The following is a 15,768-nucleotide window of genomic DNA, read 5'->3' as shown; positions in this document are numbered from 1 at the left end:
TCATTCGTGCGGCGTCAGGCCCCCACCCAGCGCCACATAGAGCGATACGAGATTGGCGAGATCGGCGCGGCGAAGCTGGATCAGCGCCTGTTCGGCCGAGAACAGGTTACGTTCGGCGTCGAGCACCTCGATATATTGCGCGACACCGTTCTGGTAGCGCGAGCGCGCCAGTTCGGCGAGGCGCCGCTGGGCTGCCGCCGCGCGCTCCTGCGCCGCCACCTGATCGGCCAGGTAACGCCGCCCGGCAAGCGCGTCGGCCACTTCGCGGAAGGCAGTCTGCACCGTCTTCTCATAGGTGGCGACCGAGATATTCTCGCGCGCCTCGGCGACCGTCAGATTGCCCTTGGTGGCTCCCCAATCGAAGATCGGCAGGCGGATCGTCGGGCCGATGCTCCACACGAAGCCGGCGTCGTTGAACAGGCCTTCCAGATCGGTCGAAGCGAAACCCGCCGATCCCGTCAGGCTGATCGTGGGGAAGAAGGCCGCCCGGGCCGCACCGACATTGGCGCGCGCCGCACGCAGCTGCTCTTCCGCCGCCAATATGTCCGGCCGGTTGTTGAGCAGTTCGGACGGCAGGCCCGGCCCGATATCGCGGACGATGCCCTGGCGCGCCATCGGCAGCGCCGCCGGCAGATCCTCGGGGATCGGACGGCCGATCAGCACATAAGAGAAATTGCGCGTCTGCGCGCGGGCCAGTTTCAGGCTGGCCAGCTCGGTCTCCGCCTGGGTCAGCAGCGTTTCCGCCTGGCGATAATCGAGCGCGGAGGTGACGCCGGCGTCGAGACGCAGCTTGGCGATACGCAGTCCTTCACGCCGGCTGGTGAGGGTCCGCTCGGCAAGTTCGATCCGCTCGGCCTGTTCGCGCGCCTGAAGATAGTTGATCGCCACGTCACGGATCAGCGACAGGCGGAAGGCCCGCTCGGCGGCGACGGTGGACAGATAGCTCGCCCGCGCAGCTTCGGACAGATTGGCGACCCGGCCCCAGAAATCGAGCTCGAAAGAAGTCACGCCGACCTGCAGGTCATAGCGGTTGGCGGTGGCCGCGCCGCCAACCTCGCCGAAACCGGGAATCTCGATCGGCGGGGTGTTGGTGCGGGCGCGGACGGCGCTGCTGCTCGCGTCGATCTGCGGCAGCCGCGCCGCGTCCTGGATGCGATATTGGCCGCGCGCTTCCTCGATCCGCGCCACGGAAATGCGCAGGTCGCGATTATTGTCGAGCGCCATCTGGATCAGCGTCTGCAACCGCGGATCGGTGAAGAATTCCTGCCAGCCGATATCGGTCGCCTTGCGGTCGCCGCCCTCGGGTTGGAACTCCGCCGGATAGACCGGTGCCGCGGCAAAGGGCGGCCGCGTGTGCGGCGGCGCCATCGAACAGCCGGCAAGCGCGGTGACGAGCAGCAGCGAGGCGATGCGCTTAGCCATGCATCGCCTCATCGGCCAGCGGCGCACCGGGGGCATGGGGCGGCTTGCGGGTCAGCCAGCGCCGGACCGCGAGATAGAAGAGCGGAATGAAGAAGATTCCCAAAATGGTCGCGGCGATCATCCCGCCCATCACGCCGGTGCCGACGGCGCGCCGGCTGGCCGCACCCGCACCGCTCGAAATGAACAAAGGAACCATGCCGAGGATGAACGCCATCGACGTCATGATGATCGGCCGCAGGCGCAGCTTGACCGCATCGAGCGTCGCATCGAGCACGCTGGCGCCATCCGCCTCCCGCTCGATCGCGAACTCGACGATCAGGATCGCATTCTTCGCGGCAAGGCCGATGATGGTGATGAGCCCGACGTTGAAATAGACGTCCGCCGACAGCCCGCGCATCATCGAGAAGAGTACCGCGCCGAGAACGCCGAGCGGCACGACCAACAGCACCGCGACCGGCACCGACCAGCTTTCATAAAGCGCGGCAAGCAGCAGGAAGACGACGACCAGCGACAGGCCGAGCAACGCGCCGATCTGACCGGCGGACTGGCGTTCCTCATAGGAAATGCCGGTCCATTCGAAATCGAAGCCTTCGGGCAATTGCTGGGCCAGCCGCTCCATCTCATCCATCGCCTCGCCGGACGAACGCCCAGGGGCGGCCATGCCCGAGATGGTCATCGCCGGATAGCCGTTATACCGCTGAAGCTGGGGCGAGCCCGCCGTCCACTGTGCCGTGGTGAAGGCACCGAATGGCACCATCTGGCCCGCGGCATTGCGCACGCGCAGGTTCAACACATCCTCCGGCGTCATCCGCGAACGCGCATCCGCCTGCAACATCACCTTCAGGATGCGGCCGTCATGCGTGAAATCATTGGCATAGGCCGAACCGAAGGCGATCGAGAGCGTCGCATTGACGTCGCCGATCGACAGGCCGAGCGCACGCGCCTTCACCCGGTCGATCTCGACCTTGAGCTGCGGCGCATCCTCCTGGCCTTCAGGCCGGACGCCGGTCAGGATCGGGCTCTGGCTGGCCAGTCCGAGCATCATGTTGCGCGCCTCGACCAGCTTTTCATGCCCCACCGCGCTGCGATCCTGCAGCATGAAGGTAAAGCCGCTGGCATTGCCCAACTCGCGGATCGGCGGCGGATTGATCGTGAAGATCAGGGCTTCCTTGGCCTGCATCAGCGCGCCGAACGCGCGGCCGACAAAGGTGTCGATGCCGTTCTCCTTGCCCTTGCGATCCTTCCAGTCCTTGAGCGCGACGAACATCATCGCCGAATTCTGGCCCTGCCCGAAGAAGCTGAACCCGCGGATCAGCACATAATGGCTCACCTGCGGCTGCTGGGCATAATAGGCCTTCACCTGCTGGATCGCCTCCTCGGTCCGCTCCAGCGTCGCGCCGGGCGGGCCCTGGACGATCGTGATCGCATAGCCCTGGTCCTCGCTCGGCAGGAAGCTGCTCGGCAGGCGAAGGAAAAGGAGCGCCGTCAGGCCGACCAACGCCAGGAAGATGGCAAGCCAGCGCATCGGGCGCGACAATATGCCGCGGACATGGCCCTGATAGCTGTCGGTGGTCCGGCCGAACCAGCCATTGAAGCGCGCGAAGAAGCGCTCCAGCCAAGGCAGGCGCCGCTTCGCATTGGGGTCATGCGGCTTGAGCATGGTGGCGCAGAGCGCCGGCGTCAGCGTCAGCGCGAGCAAGGCCGAGAAGGCGATCGACACCACCAGGGTGATCGAGAACTGGCGATAGATGCCGCCGGTCGATCCGGGGAAGAAGGCCATCGGCACGAACACCGCCATCAGCACCAGGGTGATGCCGACGATCGCGGTGGTGATCTGCCCCATCGCCTTGATCGTCGCCAGCCGTGGCGACAGATGCTCCTCGGTCATGATGCGCTCGACATTCTCGATCACGACGATCGCGTCGTCGACGAGGATGCCGATCGCCAGCACCATGCCGAACAAGGTCAGCACGTTGATCGAGAAACCGAACAGCCACAGGCCGAGGCAGGCGCCGGCCAGCGCGATCGGCACGACGAGCGTCGGGATCAGGGTCGCCCGCAGATTCTGCAGGAACAGGAACATGACGAGGAAGACGAGCGCCATCGCCTCGCCCAGCGTCTTCACAACCTCTTCGACCGAGATGCGGATGAAGGGCGTGGTGTCATAGGGCACCGACCATTTGATGTCCGGCGGAAAGCCTTTTTCCAGCTCGGCCATGCGGGCGCGGACGCCCTCGGCGGTCTTGAGCGCATTGGCCCCCGGCACGGTGACGACGGCGATGCCGGCCATCGGCTGGCCCGACAATTCGGTGCCGATGCCATAGCTTTGCGCGCCCAGTTCCACCTTGGCGACATCGCCCAGCCGGATCGTCGACCCGTCGGGATTGGCGCGCAGGATGATGTTGCGGAACTGATCCGCATTGGTGAAGCGGTTCTGGGTGATGATCGTCGCGTTGAGCTCGCTGCCCTTGGAGACGGGCTGATCGCCGAGTTGCCCGCCGGCCGTCTGGCTGTTCTGCTCCTGGACGGCCGCCAGCGCTTCCGCCGCGGACAGGCCGTAGCCCGCCAGCTTGTCGGGATCGAGCCAGACGCGCATCGCATATTCGGAACCGAGCAGACGCAGGTCGCCGACGCCCGGCACGCGGCGCAGTTCGTCGATCACCTTGGCCGAGGCGAGATTGCCCAGCGCGAGCTTGTCGGTCGTGCCGCTCTTCGACGAGATCGCCAGGATCATCAGGAAGCCCGAGCTCGCCTTGTTGACCTGGATGCCCTGGCGGCGGACCTCCTCGGGCAGGCGCTGCTCGACACGGCGGAGGCGGTTGTTCACCTCCATCTGCGCAACGTCGAGATCGGTGCCCGAACGGAAGGTGACGGTGATGCTCGCGGTGCCGTTCGATTGGCTGTTCGAGAGCATGTAGAGGAAGCCCTCGACGCCGTTCAGCTCCTGCTCGATCACCTGCGTGACGTTGGTGGAGAGCGTCTGCGCGTCGGCGCCCGGATAGGTGACGCTGACGGTCAGCGACGGCGGCGCGACGCTAGGATATTGTTCGATCGGCAGGCCGCGGAGCGCCATCAGGCCCGCAAGCGCGATGCCGAGCGCGATCACCCATGCGAAGATGGGACGATCGATGAAGAAGCGGGCGAACATGGGTTCAGCGCGCCGAAGCTGGCTTGGCGCCCGGCGTGGCGGGCTTGGCTATCGTCACGGGCTGGCCGGGGCGGACCTTCTGCAGGCCGTTGACGATCACGCGGTCGCCGGCCTTCAGCCCTTCATTGACGACCCATGATCCGCCCTGCAGGTCGCCCACCTTCACCGGTCGCGCGACGGCGATATTGTTCGCGCCGACCACCATCACGCTCGCGCCCTGGCCACTGACCTGGACGGCGCGCTGCGGCACCAGGATGCCGTTCGAGTTGATGCCGGCCTCAACGCGGGCGCGAACGAACTGCCCAGGCAGCAAAAGGCGCTGCTTGTTGGGGAATTCTGCCCGGAGCGAGACCGTACCGGTGGATTCGTCGACCGACATGTCGAGGAAGTCGAGATGACCGGCCGGCGCGTAGACGGTGCCGTCCTCCAGGATCAAGGTCACGCGGACGCGATCGAGATTGGCGGCCTTGATCTCCCCGGTCGCCATTCTGCGACGCACCTGCAGCAGCTCGCTGCTCGATTGCGAGAAGTTCACATAGACCGGGTCGAGTTGCTCGACCGTCGTCATCAGCGTCGCCGACGCTGCACTGACCAAGGCACCTTCAGTCACCTGTGCGCGGCCGGCGCGGCCGGCGATCGGCGACGTCACCAGCGTGTAATTGAGGTCGAGCTTGGCGCGATCGAGCGCGGCGCGGGCCGACGCGACGTCCGCCTCCGCCTGACGCGCCGAAGCCACGGCCGCATCATATTCCTGATTGCTGATCGCCTGCTGTTTCACCAGCGGCGCATAACGGCCAACGACGGCGCGGGCATTGGCCGCCCCGGCCTCGGCACGCGAAAGCGCGGCGGCCGACGAATTATAGGCTGCCTGGTTCTGGCGGGGATCGATACGGAATAGCGGCCGATCGGCACCGACGTCGGTGCCTTCCTCATACATCCGCCGTTCCACGATGCCGTCGACGCGAGATCGCACCTCGGCGGTGCGGACGGCCTGAACACGGCCCGGCAGCTCGATGACGCTCGCAACCGCGCCGGGCGTCACGGTGACGACATCGACCGCGGGGGGCGGCGGCGCCGGTTGCTGCTGGCTTCCACATGCGGAAAGCAGGGCAAGCCCCGCCAGCACGGCGCCGAGCCGCGGCGATACCCCTGTTATAGCGCGCATGCGCACCAACGCTCCCTTACAACCCAGGCGGCGACCCAGCCTGTATACTTATGTTACGCAAACCGAACGTGAAGTCGATTGCACTTGTGATTTTTCTGTAATGTAGGATACACTACACGTCAAGCGGGAATGATGCACCGCACAATCCGGGGAGAAATGTGCGTGTCGACGGGAGGTTCCGACACGAGGACCGAATCGGATCGCCGCGAACGCCGCCGCCATGCGATGCTGGATGCGGCACGTAAGCTGTTCGTCGAGCGCGGCTATGACGCGGTCAGTCTCTCTGAAATCGTCAAGCTGTCGGGCGGATCGCTGGCCACTCTTTACGAGCTTTTCGAGAACAAGGCCGGCCTGCTCGGCGCGATCGTCGCCAGCCAGCGCTTTGGCACGCATGAAAAGATCGATGCCGTCATCGAACGCGATGGGGCTCCGGCCGCCATGCTGAAGGAGATTGCCGGCATCCTGATCGACGGCTTTTCCGACCCCGAAACGCTTGGCCTCATCCGCGTCGTCATGGGCGAGACGCTACGCGATCCGGCCTTTGCGCAATCCATCTTCGAAGCGGCGCACATTCCGTCCGTCGAGCGGCTTTCGGCGCTTTTTGCGGACTGGCATGCCGCAGGCCGCGCGACTATCCCGGACCCCATGCTTGCCGTTCATATGTTCCTGGGCCTCGTCCTCCACGCCCCGCAGACGCGCGCCTTGTTCGGCGAATCCTGCAATCCGCTGATGCTGCCGCGCGATGCGCTGCTGCGCGAGGCAACGGCGATGTTCGTTACCCGCTACGGGATCGACGCCGCATGACCGACGAGATGGCCCCAGCGATTCCGGCCGCGACGCTCGTCCTGATGCGCGAGCGGGACGATTTGCCGCCCGAACTGCTGATGCTCGAACGCGCCGGTACTATGGCGTTCGCCGCCGGTGCGCTGGTCTTCCCAGGCGGCCGCATCGATCCCGGCGACGCCGCGCTCGCCGCGAATCCGGTGGTGGTGGGACATGCCGTGCCCGCCGACGCTGCCGCCCGCATCGCCGCGATCCGCGAGACGATCGAGGAAGTCGGCATCGCGATCGGCATCTCCCCCGCGCCCGATCATGCGACGATCGCCTCCTTCCGCGAGGCGCTGGCCGAAGGCGGCGATTTCGGTGCGCTGCTCGCGGCCGGCGGCTGGACGGTCGACCTGGATGCGCTGGTCGCCTTCGCCCGCTGGCGGCCGAACTTCAAGGAAACGCGGCTGTTCGACACCAATTTCTATCTGGCGCTGGCGCCGGCCGAAGCCGAACCGGTGGCCGACGGTGGCGAGAGCGTCCACGCCTTGTGGGTGGGTGCGGACGAGGCGCTGGCGGGCGCCGAGGAAGGCCGCTTCCGGGTGATCTTTCCAACCAAGCGCAATCTCGAGCGGCTGGCCTTGCTCGTCGATTTCGCCGCCGCGCGCACCCATGCCGCCAGTTTCACGATCGAGGCGGTCACCCCCTGGGTCGAGGATCGTGACGGCGAACGCTTCCTCTGCATCCGCGACGATCAGGGCTATCCGGTGACTTCGGTGCCGCTCGCCAACGAATTGCGCGCCTGAAAACAAAAGGCCCGCCTTCCGGTATGGAAAGCGGGCCTTTCGGTTGATCTGGTGTTGCCGATCAGGCTTCGGCAGCGGCCGCATCGGCCCGCGGACGGCGGGGGCGCCGCTTGGGCTTCTCCTCAGCCGCAGGTTCACCGGCATCCGCCGCATCGCTCGACAGCGAAAGCGACGGTGGCAGGCGATCCATCTCGATCCGCTCGACGGCTTCCGTTTCGACAACACGACGCGGACGGCCACGGCGGCGCGGCGCTTCCTCGGCTGCGACAACCGGCTCCGGCGCGGCCTCGACAGCGGCGACAGGCTCGTTGGTCTCCGCCGGCGCTTCGTCGCGCGGCTGGCGATATTCGCGCTGCTGCCGCGGGGCACGCTCCTCACGGAAACCCCGATCCTCGCGCTGGCCCCGGTCCTCGCGCTGGCTGCGCGCTTCGCGATCCTCGCGCGGCGCACGATCTTCGCGGGGACCACGATCGTCGCGGGCCTCGCGTGGGGCACGCTGGTCGCGGCGGTCGCGGAAGTTGCGCTCGCCGGTCTCGCTCGGCTGGCGATCATCGTCGCGGTCGCCCGCGGCGCCCATCGCTTCGCCGTCGCCCTCGTCATCGCCATAGTCGCCGTCGTCGAAACGGTCGCGGCGCTGCTGCTGCTCTTCGAAGCGCGGGCGATTTTCAGCCAGCACGCGGAAATAATGGTCCGCGAACTGGAGATAATATTCGGTCATGACCCGGTCGCCCTGGGTCTGGGCATCGCGCGCCAGCGTCTTGTATTTCTCGAGCAGCTGGGCGGCATTGCCACGCGCGCGATTATCAATCCGGTTGCCGTTTTGGCCGTTGCCACCTTGCCGGGGCGCGCCACCGCGCCCACGGCGGCGGCCGTTCTGACGATTGTTGATCAACGTTTCGCTGCCTTCGTCACTGGTGGTCGTTCAATCGCCACTCCCAATCCGGGCCCGTCCCGGACCTTGCGGATACCCGTCCCCGAAATGTGCGAGAAAGCAGGTGCGATGCCGTAGCGGCCTCGCAACCGCCTATCGCAAAACCGGCGCCGCCAAAGGCGGACGTCGCGGCAAAGCCATCGGGGGTCGGCGGGGGTTCTACAGCCTGTTGCTTAACGAACCCCCCGGTCCTGATTGCCGATGTAGAGGCTCGCCGGGCAGATTCCAAGGGGAAATATGCGATGCAGCAAAGCCGTTCGATCAACCGTGTATCAGGACGCACCGATCGCGGCGCCCGAGATCCTGACGGACCGAACATCGCAGCCCCAAGTCCTTGAAAAGTCCGGTCACGGCCACCGCCTGCTGATGGCCGATCTCGACCGCGCCCAGACCGCCCGGCGCGATCAGCCGGGCGAGCATGGGCGCCAGCCGCCGATAATCGTCAAGCCCGTCCTCGCCCGCGAACAGCGCCGAATGCGGCTCATGCTCGGCCACATCGCGCGCCAGCGCGGCGCCAATTTCCACATAAGGCGGGTTGCACAGGACGAGATCGAACTGTCCCTCCAGATCGACCGCCCAATCCCCCAGCCGGAACTGCGCCCGGCCATCCAGGCCCAGCGCCGCAGCGTTCGCGCGGGCATAAGCGAGGGCCTGTTCGGACCGGTCGATCCCTAGCCCCCGCGCCTCCGGCCATTCGGCGAGCGCGGCCAGCAGCAGCGTCCCCGGCCCTGTCCCCAGGTCGAGGATGCGCTTTGGCCCGCCCTTGCCGAAATGCTCGACCGCCGCCTCGATCAGCGTCTCGCTGTCCGGCCGCGGGATCAGCGCGCCGGGGCCGACCTCAAGCTCGATCGTCCAGAAAGCCCGTCTGCCGGTGATGTAAGCGACCGGCTCGCCCGCCGCGCGCCGTTCGATCAGCCCCGCGAACCCCGCCGGCACCGGATCGCCCAGCCGTCCGAGCAGCATCGCCTCGCGCGAGATGCCGAGCGCGTGCGCCATCAGCAGTTCGGCATCGAGCCGCGGCGTATCGCTGTCGACAAGGCGTCCGGCGGCCACGACAAGCGCCGCCGCCACACTCTCAGGCATCGAGATTGGCGAGCCGCGCGGCCTCGTCCTCGGCGATCAGCGCGGAAACCAACTCGTCCAGCCCCGGCCCTTCCAGAATCTCGGAGAGGCGATGGAGCGTCAGGTTGATCCGGTGATCGGTGACACGGCCCTGCGGGAAATTATAGGTGCGGATGCGTTCTGACCGGTCGCCCGATCCCACCATCGCCTTGCGCTCGCCCGCCCGCGCGCTCGCCAGCCGCTCGCGCTCCTGCTCGTAGAGGCGCGTGCGCAGAACCTTGAGCGCCTTGGCCTTGTTCTTGTGCTGCGATTTCTCATCCTGCTGGATGACGACGAGGCCGGTGGGCAGGTGGGTGATGCGCACCGCGCTGTCGGTGGTGTTGACCGACTGGCCACCCGGCCCCGACGAACGATAGACGTCGATGCGGAGATCCTTGTCGTCGATCTGGACGTCGACATCCTCGGCCTCGGGCAGCACCGCCACGGTGGCCGCGGAGGTATGGATACGTCCGCCGCTCTCGGTCGCCGGCACGCGCTGGACGCGGTGGACGCCGCTTTCGAACTTCAGCCGCGCGAAGACGCCCGCCCCCGTCACCGAAGCGACGACTTCCTTATAGCCACCCAGTTCGGCCGCGTTGGCGGAGATCAGTTCGACCTTCCAGCCGCGATCCTCGGCATAACGCTGATACATGCGGAACAGGTCGCCCGCGAACAAAGCCGCCTCATCGCCGCCGGTGCCGGCGCGGATTTCCAGCATCGCCGCGCGTTCGTCCGCCGCATCGCGGGGCAGCAGGCTGAGCGCGAGCGCGCGTTCCGCATCGGGCAATCGCGCGCGGATCTCTGCCGCTTCCTCCGCCGCCATCTCGCGAATCTCGGCATCGGCCTCGGGATCGTCGATCATATGGCCGAGATTGGCGAGTTCCGCGCGCAACCGGCGCACCTCGCCCGCAGCCGCGGCCACCGGCTCCAGCTCGGCATATTCCTTGGACACCGCGACAAAGCGCTCGGCGGCGAGATCGCCGCGCGCCATCATCGCCTGCAATTCGTCGCGCCGCGCCTCGATCTGCGCGATCCGCGCGGGGGGGATGCTCACCATCAGCCGGCGAGCGCCTGTGCGAGAGCATCGATCGCCACGCCGCGCTGCGTCCCGTCGGTCAGGTTCTTCAGCGCGACCTCGCCACGGGCAAGCTCGTCGTCGCCGATGATCACGGCGAAGCGGGCGCCCCTGGCATCGGCCTTCTGCATCCGCTTCTTCATATTGCCCTTATAGGCCATGTCGCAGGTGATGCCTGCGCGGCGCAGATTGGCGATGATGCCAGTGGCGGCGATCTCGGCCGCCTCGCCCATCGGCACGAGCGCCACGTCGATCGTCTCCGCAGCAGGCTGGTCGATCAGCATCGCCAGCCGCTCGATGCCCGCCGCCCAGCCGACCGCCGGGGTGTGCGGGCCGCCCAGCGCCTCGATCAGCCCGTCATAGCGGCCGCCGCCCAGCACGGTGCCCTGCGCGCCCAGCCGGTCGGTGATGAACTCGAAGGCGGTGTGGCGGTAATAATCAAGGCCACGCACCAGCGCGCCGTTGCGCACATAATCGACGCCCGCCGCCTGCAGCCCCTTCTGCACGGCGTCGAAGAAGGCACCGGCCTCAACCGACAGATAATCGTCGATCACGGGCGCCGCGTCCGCCACGGGGCGATCCTTTTTGTCCTTCGAATCGAGGATGCGCAGCGGATTCTTCGCCAGCCGCTCGACGCTTTCTTCCGAAAGCTCGCCGCGATGCGCCTCGAAATGCTTCACCAGCGCCGCCCGCCACGCCTCGCGCGTCTCGGCATCGCCCAGCGTGTTGAGCGTGAGCGTCACGCCGTCCGCCACGCCAAGTTCGCGGAGCAGCTGATCGGCGAAGACCAGCAATTCAACGTCCGCCGCCGGCTCCGCCGCGCCGATCACCTCGGCATCAAGCTGGTGGAACTGGCGGAAACGGCCCTTTTGCGGGCGCTCATAGCGGAACAGCGGGCCATGCGTCGCGACCTTGAGCGGCGCATGCTGCTGCCAGCCGTTGGTGAGATAGGCGCGCGAAATGCCCGCGGTGAATTCGGGCCGCAGGGTCAACGAATCGCCCCCGCGATCCTCGAACGAATACATTTCCTTCGACACGACATCGGTGGTCTCGCCCAGCGAGCGCGCAAACACTGCCGTCGCCTCGAAAACCGGCACTTCGACCCGGCCGAAGCCATAAAGACGGCGCACCTTGTCGAAGGTTTCGACCACCCTGCCGAAACGCTGCGCCTCCTCGCCCAGCATGTCCTGGGTGCCGCGAATGGCCTGGGGTGTGGTGATCTTGGTCATGGGTCGCGGTCCCTAGAGCAAACTCTGGCCGGAAAAAAGCAGTGGATGCCGCTTGACCCGTCACAAAGGGGGACTATTGCGCCGCACCATGAACATCGAAATGATCCCGACCGGCGATAATCCGCCTGAGAGCCTCAACGTCATCATCGAAGTCCCCGTCGGGGGCGAGCCGGTGAAGTATGAGTTCGACAAGAAATCGGGCGCGTTGTTCGTCGATCGCATCCTGCACACACCGATGCGCTATCCGGCCAATTACGGCTTCGTGCCGCACACGCTTTCGCCCGATGGCGATCCGCTCGACGCGCTGGTTGTCGCGCGCTCGCCGTTCATCCCAGGCTGCGTCGTCAAGGTGCGGCCGATCGCGGTGCTGAAGCTGGAAGACGAGGCCGGCGGCGACGAGAAGCTGCTGACCGTGCCGGTGGACGCGACCTTCCCTTATTATGAGAAGGTCGACGAGAGGGAACATCTGCCTGCCATCGTGATGCAGCAGATCGAGCATTTCTTCACCCACTATAAGGATCTGGAAGCCAAGAAGTGGGTGCGGATCGGCACCTGGGGCGATGCGGCCGAAGCCAAGCGCATCATCCTGGAAGCGATCGAAGCCTATAAGGCAGCCAAGTAAGCGACGCGAGGCGCTTTCCCTTCGCTCGATCCCCCTCTAAACCTCCGCTCGGTCCGCAGGTCTGAACCCTGCGTGGAAAGGGCAGGGCACAAGATGATGATCGACGAGGTGATGGAACTGGCCCCCGTGGTGCCGGTGTTGGTGGTAGACGACGTCGCCCACGCCCGTCCGATTGCCGAAGCGCTGGTCGCCGGCGGCCTGCGCGCGCTGGAAGTGACGCTGCGCACCGCCTCCGCGCTCGATGTCATCCGCGAAATGGCGAAGGTCGAAGGCGCAGTCATTGGCGCCGGCACCGTCCTCAACGCCGATCAGCTTGAGGCGGCGGTGGATGCCGGCGCGCGCTTCATCGTCAGCCCCGGCCTCACCAAATCACTCGGCAAGGCGGCGGTGAAAAGCGGCGTGCCCTTCCTGCCCGGCATCGCCACCGCGGCGGATATCATGCGCGGGTTCGATCTCGGCCTCACACGTTTCAAATTCTTCCCCGCCGAAGCCAATGGCGGCATCCCGGCGCTGAAGGCGCTGGCGGCCCCCTTCTACGAAGCCCGTTTCTGTCCCACCGGCGGCATTACCGAGGCGACCGCGGCCGATTGGCTGGCGATCCCGGCCGTCAAGTGCGTCGGCGGAAGCTGGGTCGTCCCCAAGGGCGCGCCCGACACCGCGAAGATCGAGGCACTGGCCCGCGCAGCCTCCGCCCTCCGCGCCTGATCTTCGGTCCCCACACCTAATTCTCCGTCATCCCGGCGCAGGCCGGGATCCCGCTTCTTCTTCCGCGCCTCCCAAACGGCGAGGAGAAATTCCACTGGTGAACAACCGTCAGGTTTCGAGCAGCCGCGCCGGGCAGCCGAACCTCGGCTATGTCGGGGATAGCGGATATCCGCTCTTCGTCACCCCGGACTTGTTCCGGGGTCCACCGTCACGCGGGCGACGCGGCCAGAGGTTCCAACCCGAACGCTACAGCCAGATCATTCCATGAGGGATTGTCCCGTGCGATCAGGTTCCGTTTTCAGTCCCGCCGCCAGCGCTTGATCTGCTTCTCGCGCAGGATCGCAGCCTCCATCGTGCCTGCCGCCTCCCAATAGACCAGGCATTTGATGCCATATCGCTTGGTGAAGCCGTCAAACATGCCTTCACGATGCTGGGCGACACGGCGAAGGAGATCGGCGGTTACGCCGACATACAGCGTTCCGTTAAAGGCGCTGGCGAGGATATAGACGCAAGGCTGTCGCTCGATCATCAATGCTGATGTGTGCTGCACGGTGGACCCCGGAACACGTCCGGGGTGACGAGGGGCGTTCGTATCGTCGACGGCGTCCGCAATGTCCGCGTGTCCCGACAGTCAGCAATGCGGCGGATACTGCCAATATCCGCCTTCACCGCACGCTGAACAGCACCCGATCAACTGCGCGGCCGGAAAGATCCACCAGCAGCAACCGGTGCTCGCCCGGCCCCACCAGCACCAGAGGCTGGCCGTCCGCCGACCCCAGATCGCGCCGATCGAGCAGCAGCCGATGCCCCAGGGTCGCCCCCTTGGTGGCGATGCGGACGCGCTGGCGGTCCATCGGTATGTCGGGGTCGATCGCATAGACGGTGCCGGGCACCGGATCGACGATGCGCGGGCGGCGCGCCTCGGGCGGGGCGGCGGCCAGCATCGGTTGCGCCGTGCCCTTCAGGAACCATTCCATGCGCGCGGGTTCGACGCCCCTGGCAAAGCTGATCCGCTGCCGCACCAGCCCCGGCGGTGGCGCGGGCGACCTACCCGGCCGATCGCGATGCAAGGTCAGCATGATCTCACGCCACACCGGCGCGGCGCCGCTGGTGCCCGATACGTCGACCATCGGATCGCCTTCCAGATTGCCGACCCACACCGCGACGGTGAAACGATCGGAAAAGCCAATGCACCAATTGTCGCGCATCGCCTTGGACGTGCCCGTCTTGACCGCCGCCCAGAATGGCAGCCGCAACGCGCTGTCCAACCCGAAGGTCACCGCCCGCGCGCCGGGATCGGCCATCATGTCCGCCACCATGAACGCGGCCTGCGGCGTGAAGACCGCGCGTGCCGCGGCGGCCGGATCATCAGCCTTGATGCGCAGCGGCGTGAAGTGCCCGCCATTGGCCAGCGTGCGATAGGCATTGGCCTGTTCGAGCAGAGTCACTTCGGCCGACCCCAGCGCAAGGCTGAAGCCGTAATAATCGCCATCCTCGGTCAGCCCGCGATAGCCCGACGAAACCAGCCGGTCGCGGAACGGCTCGACGCCGGTCAGCAGAAGCGTGCGAACCGCGGGCACGTTGAGCGATCCCGCCAGCGCGGTGCGTGCCGAAACCAGTCCCTTGAAACTGCGATCATAATTTTGCGGGACGTAAAGGCCGGAGGCGGTGTCGAGCTGCACCGGCGAATCGTCGATGATCGAGGCGGGCGTGAACCAGCCTTTCTCCATCGCCTGGGCATAGAGGAAGGGCTTCAAGGTCGATCCCGCCTGGCGATAGGCATCCGCGCCATCGACCGACGCCGCCGTCGATGACCCGCCGACCCCGCCGACATAGGCCAGCACATCGCCCGATCGATTGTCGACCACCACCACCGCGCCATCGCGCGCCCGCGACGGCCCCAGCCCGCGAAGCTGGCGGGTGAGCGCCATCGCCGCGATGCGCTGCGTGTTGGCATCGAGTGTCGTCATCACCGTCACGCCCGGCTCGCGCAGCAGCTTGGCGGCGAGATGCGGGGCGAGGCCGGGATCGAGCGCCAGCCGCCGCGCCGGCCCCAACATCGCGACGGCGGCTGATTGCAGCGACAGGCAATCGCTACGTCGGCCGATCGCGCAGGCCCGCCGTGCCACCTCTGCCGCGCTGGCCTGCGGCGAGGGGAGCAAAGCGGCCATCAGCAGCGCGTCATCGGGCGACAGCGCGGACGGGGCCTTGCCGAACAAGGTAAGCGCCGCAGCCCCCACCCCCTGCGCCTCGCCGCGGAAGCCGGAGAGATTGAAATAGGCTTCAAGGATCTGGTCCTTCGACCAGCCCTGTTCGAGCACCTGCGCAGCGCGCATCTGCCGCAATTTGTCACGCCAGCTCCGCGCACCGGGCCGGGCGAGCTCCGGGGCAAGGAAGGCCGCAAGCTGCATCGTCAGTGTCGATGCGCCGCGCGGTCGCTTGCCCGAAAGCCGGTCGCGCACACTGCCGCCCAATGCCCACCAGTCGACGCCGCCATGCCCGGCGAAGCGCCGATCCTCGGCCGCGACCACGGTTTCGCGGAGGACAGGCGCGATCGCGTCGAGATCGGTCCAGGCCAGCCGCCGCACCTGGAAATCCACCCGCTCGGCATCGAGCAGGCGGCCTTCGCGATCGCGCAACCATGCCTCGCTCGGCCGATAGGTCTGCCGCACCTCGGCATAGCTCGGCATCGCCGGCGGCAAGGTCAGCAGCCACAGGCCGAACAGCGCCAGCGCGACAGTCAGCACGCCGCCAAGCAGGATATTGATGCCGGTCAGGTGGCGGCGCAGGTCCACCATG

At 66.8% G+C, this 15,768-nt stretch carries 13 protein-coding genes and 1 pseudogene; 5 read left to right on the top strand and 9 right to left on the bottom strand.

The annotated features are described in order from the left end of the window. Genes ACFB49_RS20920 through ACFB49_RS20910 form a run of 3 tightly spaced genes read right to left on the bottom strand, consistent with a single transcriptional unit; the run spans position 1 to position 5,735 of the window. Positions 1-1,422 carry an efflux transporter outer membrane subunit gene (locus ACFB49_RS20920; RefSeq protein ID WP_380873461.1) on the bottom strand — a complete coding sequence of 474 codons (1,422 nt, stop codon included), beginning with the start codon at positions 1,420-1,422 and terminating at the stop codon, positions 1-3. Further along, a complete protein-coding gene (locus ACFB49_RS20915) occupies positions 1,415-4,570 on the bottom strand; it encodes an efflux RND transporter permease subunit (RefSeq protein ID WP_380873459.1) in 3,156 nt (1,051 codons plus the stop codon). The genes ACFB49_RS20920 and ACFB49_RS20915 overlap by 8 nt, the downstream gene beginning before the upstream one ends. A 4-nt stretch (positions 4,571-4,574) precedes the next feature. Next, positions 4,575-5,735, bottom strand: a complete 1,161-nt coding sequence (locus ACFB49_RS20910; protein ID WP_380873458.1) for an efflux RND transporter periplasmic adaptor subunit — start codon at positions 5,733-5,735, stop codon at positions 4,575-4,577. A gap of 156 nt (positions 5,736-5,891) precedes the next feature. Here ACFB49_RS20910 and ACFB49_RS20905 point away from each other — a divergent pair, with 156 nt between their 5' ends. Both ACFB49_RS20905 and ACFB49_RS20900 read left to right on the top strand, forming a co-directional pair. Then, entirely contained in the window at positions 5,892-6,539 is a 648-nt protein-coding gene (locus ACFB49_RS20905) for a TetR/AcrR family transcriptional regulator (protein WP_380880062.1), read from the top strand. Next, the gene (locus ACFB49_RS20900; RefSeq protein WP_380873455.1) at positions 6,536-7,306 is read left to right on the top strand and encodes an NUDIX hydrolase; all 771 of its coding nucleotides are present in this window, start codon (positions 6,536-6,538) and stop codon (positions 7,304-7,306) included. Before ACFB49_RS20905 ends, ACFB49_RS20900 begins: the two co-directional genes overlap by 4 nt. Before the next feature lie 61 nt (positions 7,307-7,367). Here the strand turns inward: ACFB49_RS20900 and ACFB49_RS20895 are convergent, their stop codons facing one another. The 4 genes from ACFB49_RS20895 to hisS form a co-directional block, all read right to left on the bottom strand. Further along, on the bottom strand, positions 7,368-8,198 hold the full coding sequence (locus tag ACFB49_RS20895) for a DUF4167 domain-containing protein (protein WP_380873452.1): 831 nt from the start codon (positions 8,196-8,198) through the stop codon (positions 7,368-7,370). A 300-nt stretch (positions 8,199-8,498) separates the two neighbouring features. Further along, the gene (prmC, locus tag ACFB49_RS20890; RefSeq protein WP_380873450.1) at positions 8,499-9,320 is read right to left on the bottom strand and encodes a peptide chain release factor N(5)-glutamine methyltransferase; all 822 of its coding nucleotides are present in this window, start codon (positions 9,318-9,320) and stop codon (positions 8,499-8,501) included. Next, a complete protein-coding gene (gene prfA / locus ACFB49_RS20885) occupies positions 9,313-10,395 on the bottom strand; it encodes a peptide chain release factor 1 (protein ID WP_380873449.1) in 1,083 nt (360 codons plus the stop codon). Before prfA ends, prmC begins: the two co-directional genes overlap by 8 nt. Beyond that, a complete protein-coding gene (gene hisS / locus ACFB49_RS20880; RefSeq protein ID WP_380873448.1) occupies positions 10,395-11,642 on the bottom strand; it encodes a histidine--tRNA ligase in 1,248 nt (415 codons plus the stop codon). The genes prfA and hisS overlap by 1 nt, the downstream gene beginning before the upstream one ends. 88 nt (positions 11,643-11,730) lie before the next feature. On the opposite strand from hisS, the gene ppa reads away from it, so the two are divergent. The 3 genes from ppa to ACFB49_RS20865 all read left to right on the top strand — a co-directional run bounded on the left by ppa (position 11,731) and on the right by ACFB49_RS20865 (position 13,237). Further along, positions 11,731-12,264, top strand: coding sequence for an inorganic diphosphatase (gene ppa, locus ACFB49_RS20875; RefSeq protein ID WP_380873446.1), 534 nt, complete (start codon positions 11,731-11,733; stop codon positions 12,262-12,264). Between the two features lie 93 nt (positions 12,265-12,357). Continuing rightward, the gene (eda, locus tag ACFB49_RS20870) at positions 12,358-12,969 is read left to right on the top strand and encodes a bifunctional 4-hydroxy-2-oxoglutarate aldolase/2-dehydro-3-deoxy-phosphogluconate aldolase (protein WP_380873444.1); all 612 of its coding nucleotides are present in this window, start codon (positions 12,358-12,360) and stop codon (positions 12,967-12,969) included. A gap of 97 nt (positions 12,970-13,066) precedes the next feature. Further along, a complete protein-coding gene (locus tag ACFB49_RS20865; protein WP_380880145.1) occupies positions 13,067-13,237 on the top strand; it encodes a hypothetical protein in 171 nt (56 codons plus the stop codon). On the opposite strand, the pseudogene ACFB49_RS20860 reads toward ACFB49_RS20865, so the two are convergent. Together ACFB49_RS20860 and pbpC are read right to left on the bottom strand one after the other, a co-directional pair. Then, positions 13,178-13,498: pseudogene (locus ACFB49_RS20860) on the bottom strand (GIY-YIG nuclease family protein). The gene ACFB49_RS20865 and the pseudogene ACFB49_RS20860 sit on opposite strands and share 60 nt — an antisense overlap. A 136-nt stretch (positions 13,499-13,634) precedes the next feature. After that, on the bottom strand, positions 13,635-15,767 hold the full coding sequence (gene pbpC, locus ACFB49_RS20855; RefSeq protein WP_380873442.1) for a penicillin-binding protein 1C: 2,133 nt from the start codon (positions 15,765-15,767) through the stop codon (positions 13,635-13,637). Position 15,768: the final 1 nt, after the last annotated feature.

This window comes from Sphingomonas sp. DBB INV C78 (assembly GCF_042693015.1).
GTDB lineage: Bacteria > Pseudomonadota > Alphaproteobacteria > Sphingomonadales > Sphingomonadaceae > Sphingomonas_E.
This window is presented reverse-complemented; position numbering and strand designations above follow the sequence as displayed.

Excerpts from the sequence above, each read along its gene's own strand:
- ACFB49_RS20900 (WP_380873455.1), top strand. The coding sequence starts at position 6,536 with ATGACCGACGAGATGGCCCCAGCGATTCCGGCCGCGACGCTCGTCCTG.
- ACFB49_RS20910 (WP_380873458.1), bottom strand. The coding sequence starts at position 5,735 with ATGCGCGCTATAACAGGGGTATCGCCGCGGCTCGGCGCCGTGCTGGCG.
- ACFB49_RS20920 (WP_380873461.1), bottom strand. The coding sequence starts at position 1,422 with ATGGCTAAGCGCATCGCCTCGCTGCTGCTCGTCACCGCGCTTGCCGGC.
- prmC (WP_380873450.1), bottom strand. The coding sequence starts at position 9,320 with ATGCCTGAGAGTGTGGCGGCGGCGCTTGTCGTGGCCGCCGGACGCCTT.
- eda (WP_380873444.1), top strand. The coding sequence starts at position 12,358 with ATGATGATCGACGAGGTGATGGAACTGGCCCCCGTGGTGCCGGTGTTG.
- ACFB49_RS20905 (WP_380880062.1), top strand. The coding sequence starts at position 5,892 with ATGTGCGTGTCGACGGGAGGTTCCGACACGAGGACCGAATCGGATCGC.
- ppa (WP_380873446.1), top strand. The coding sequence starts at position 11,731 with ATGAACATCGAAATGATCCCGACCGGCGATAATCCGCCTGAGAGCCTC.
- hisS (WP_380873448.1), bottom strand. The coding sequence starts at position 11,642 with ATGACCAAGATCACCACACCCCAGGCCATTCGCGGCACCCAGGACATG.
- ACFB49_RS20915 (WP_380873459.1), bottom strand. The coding sequence starts at position 4,570 with ATGTTCGCCCGCTTCTTCATCGATCGTCCCATCTTCGCATGGGTGATC.
- prfA (WP_380873449.1), bottom strand. The coding sequence starts at position 10,395 with ATGGTGAGCATCCCCCCCGCGCGGATCGCGCAGATCGAGGCGCGGCGC.
- pbpC (WP_380873442.1), bottom strand. The coding sequence starts at position 15,767 with ATGGTGGACCTGCGCCGCCACCTGACCGGCATCAATATCCTGCTTGGC.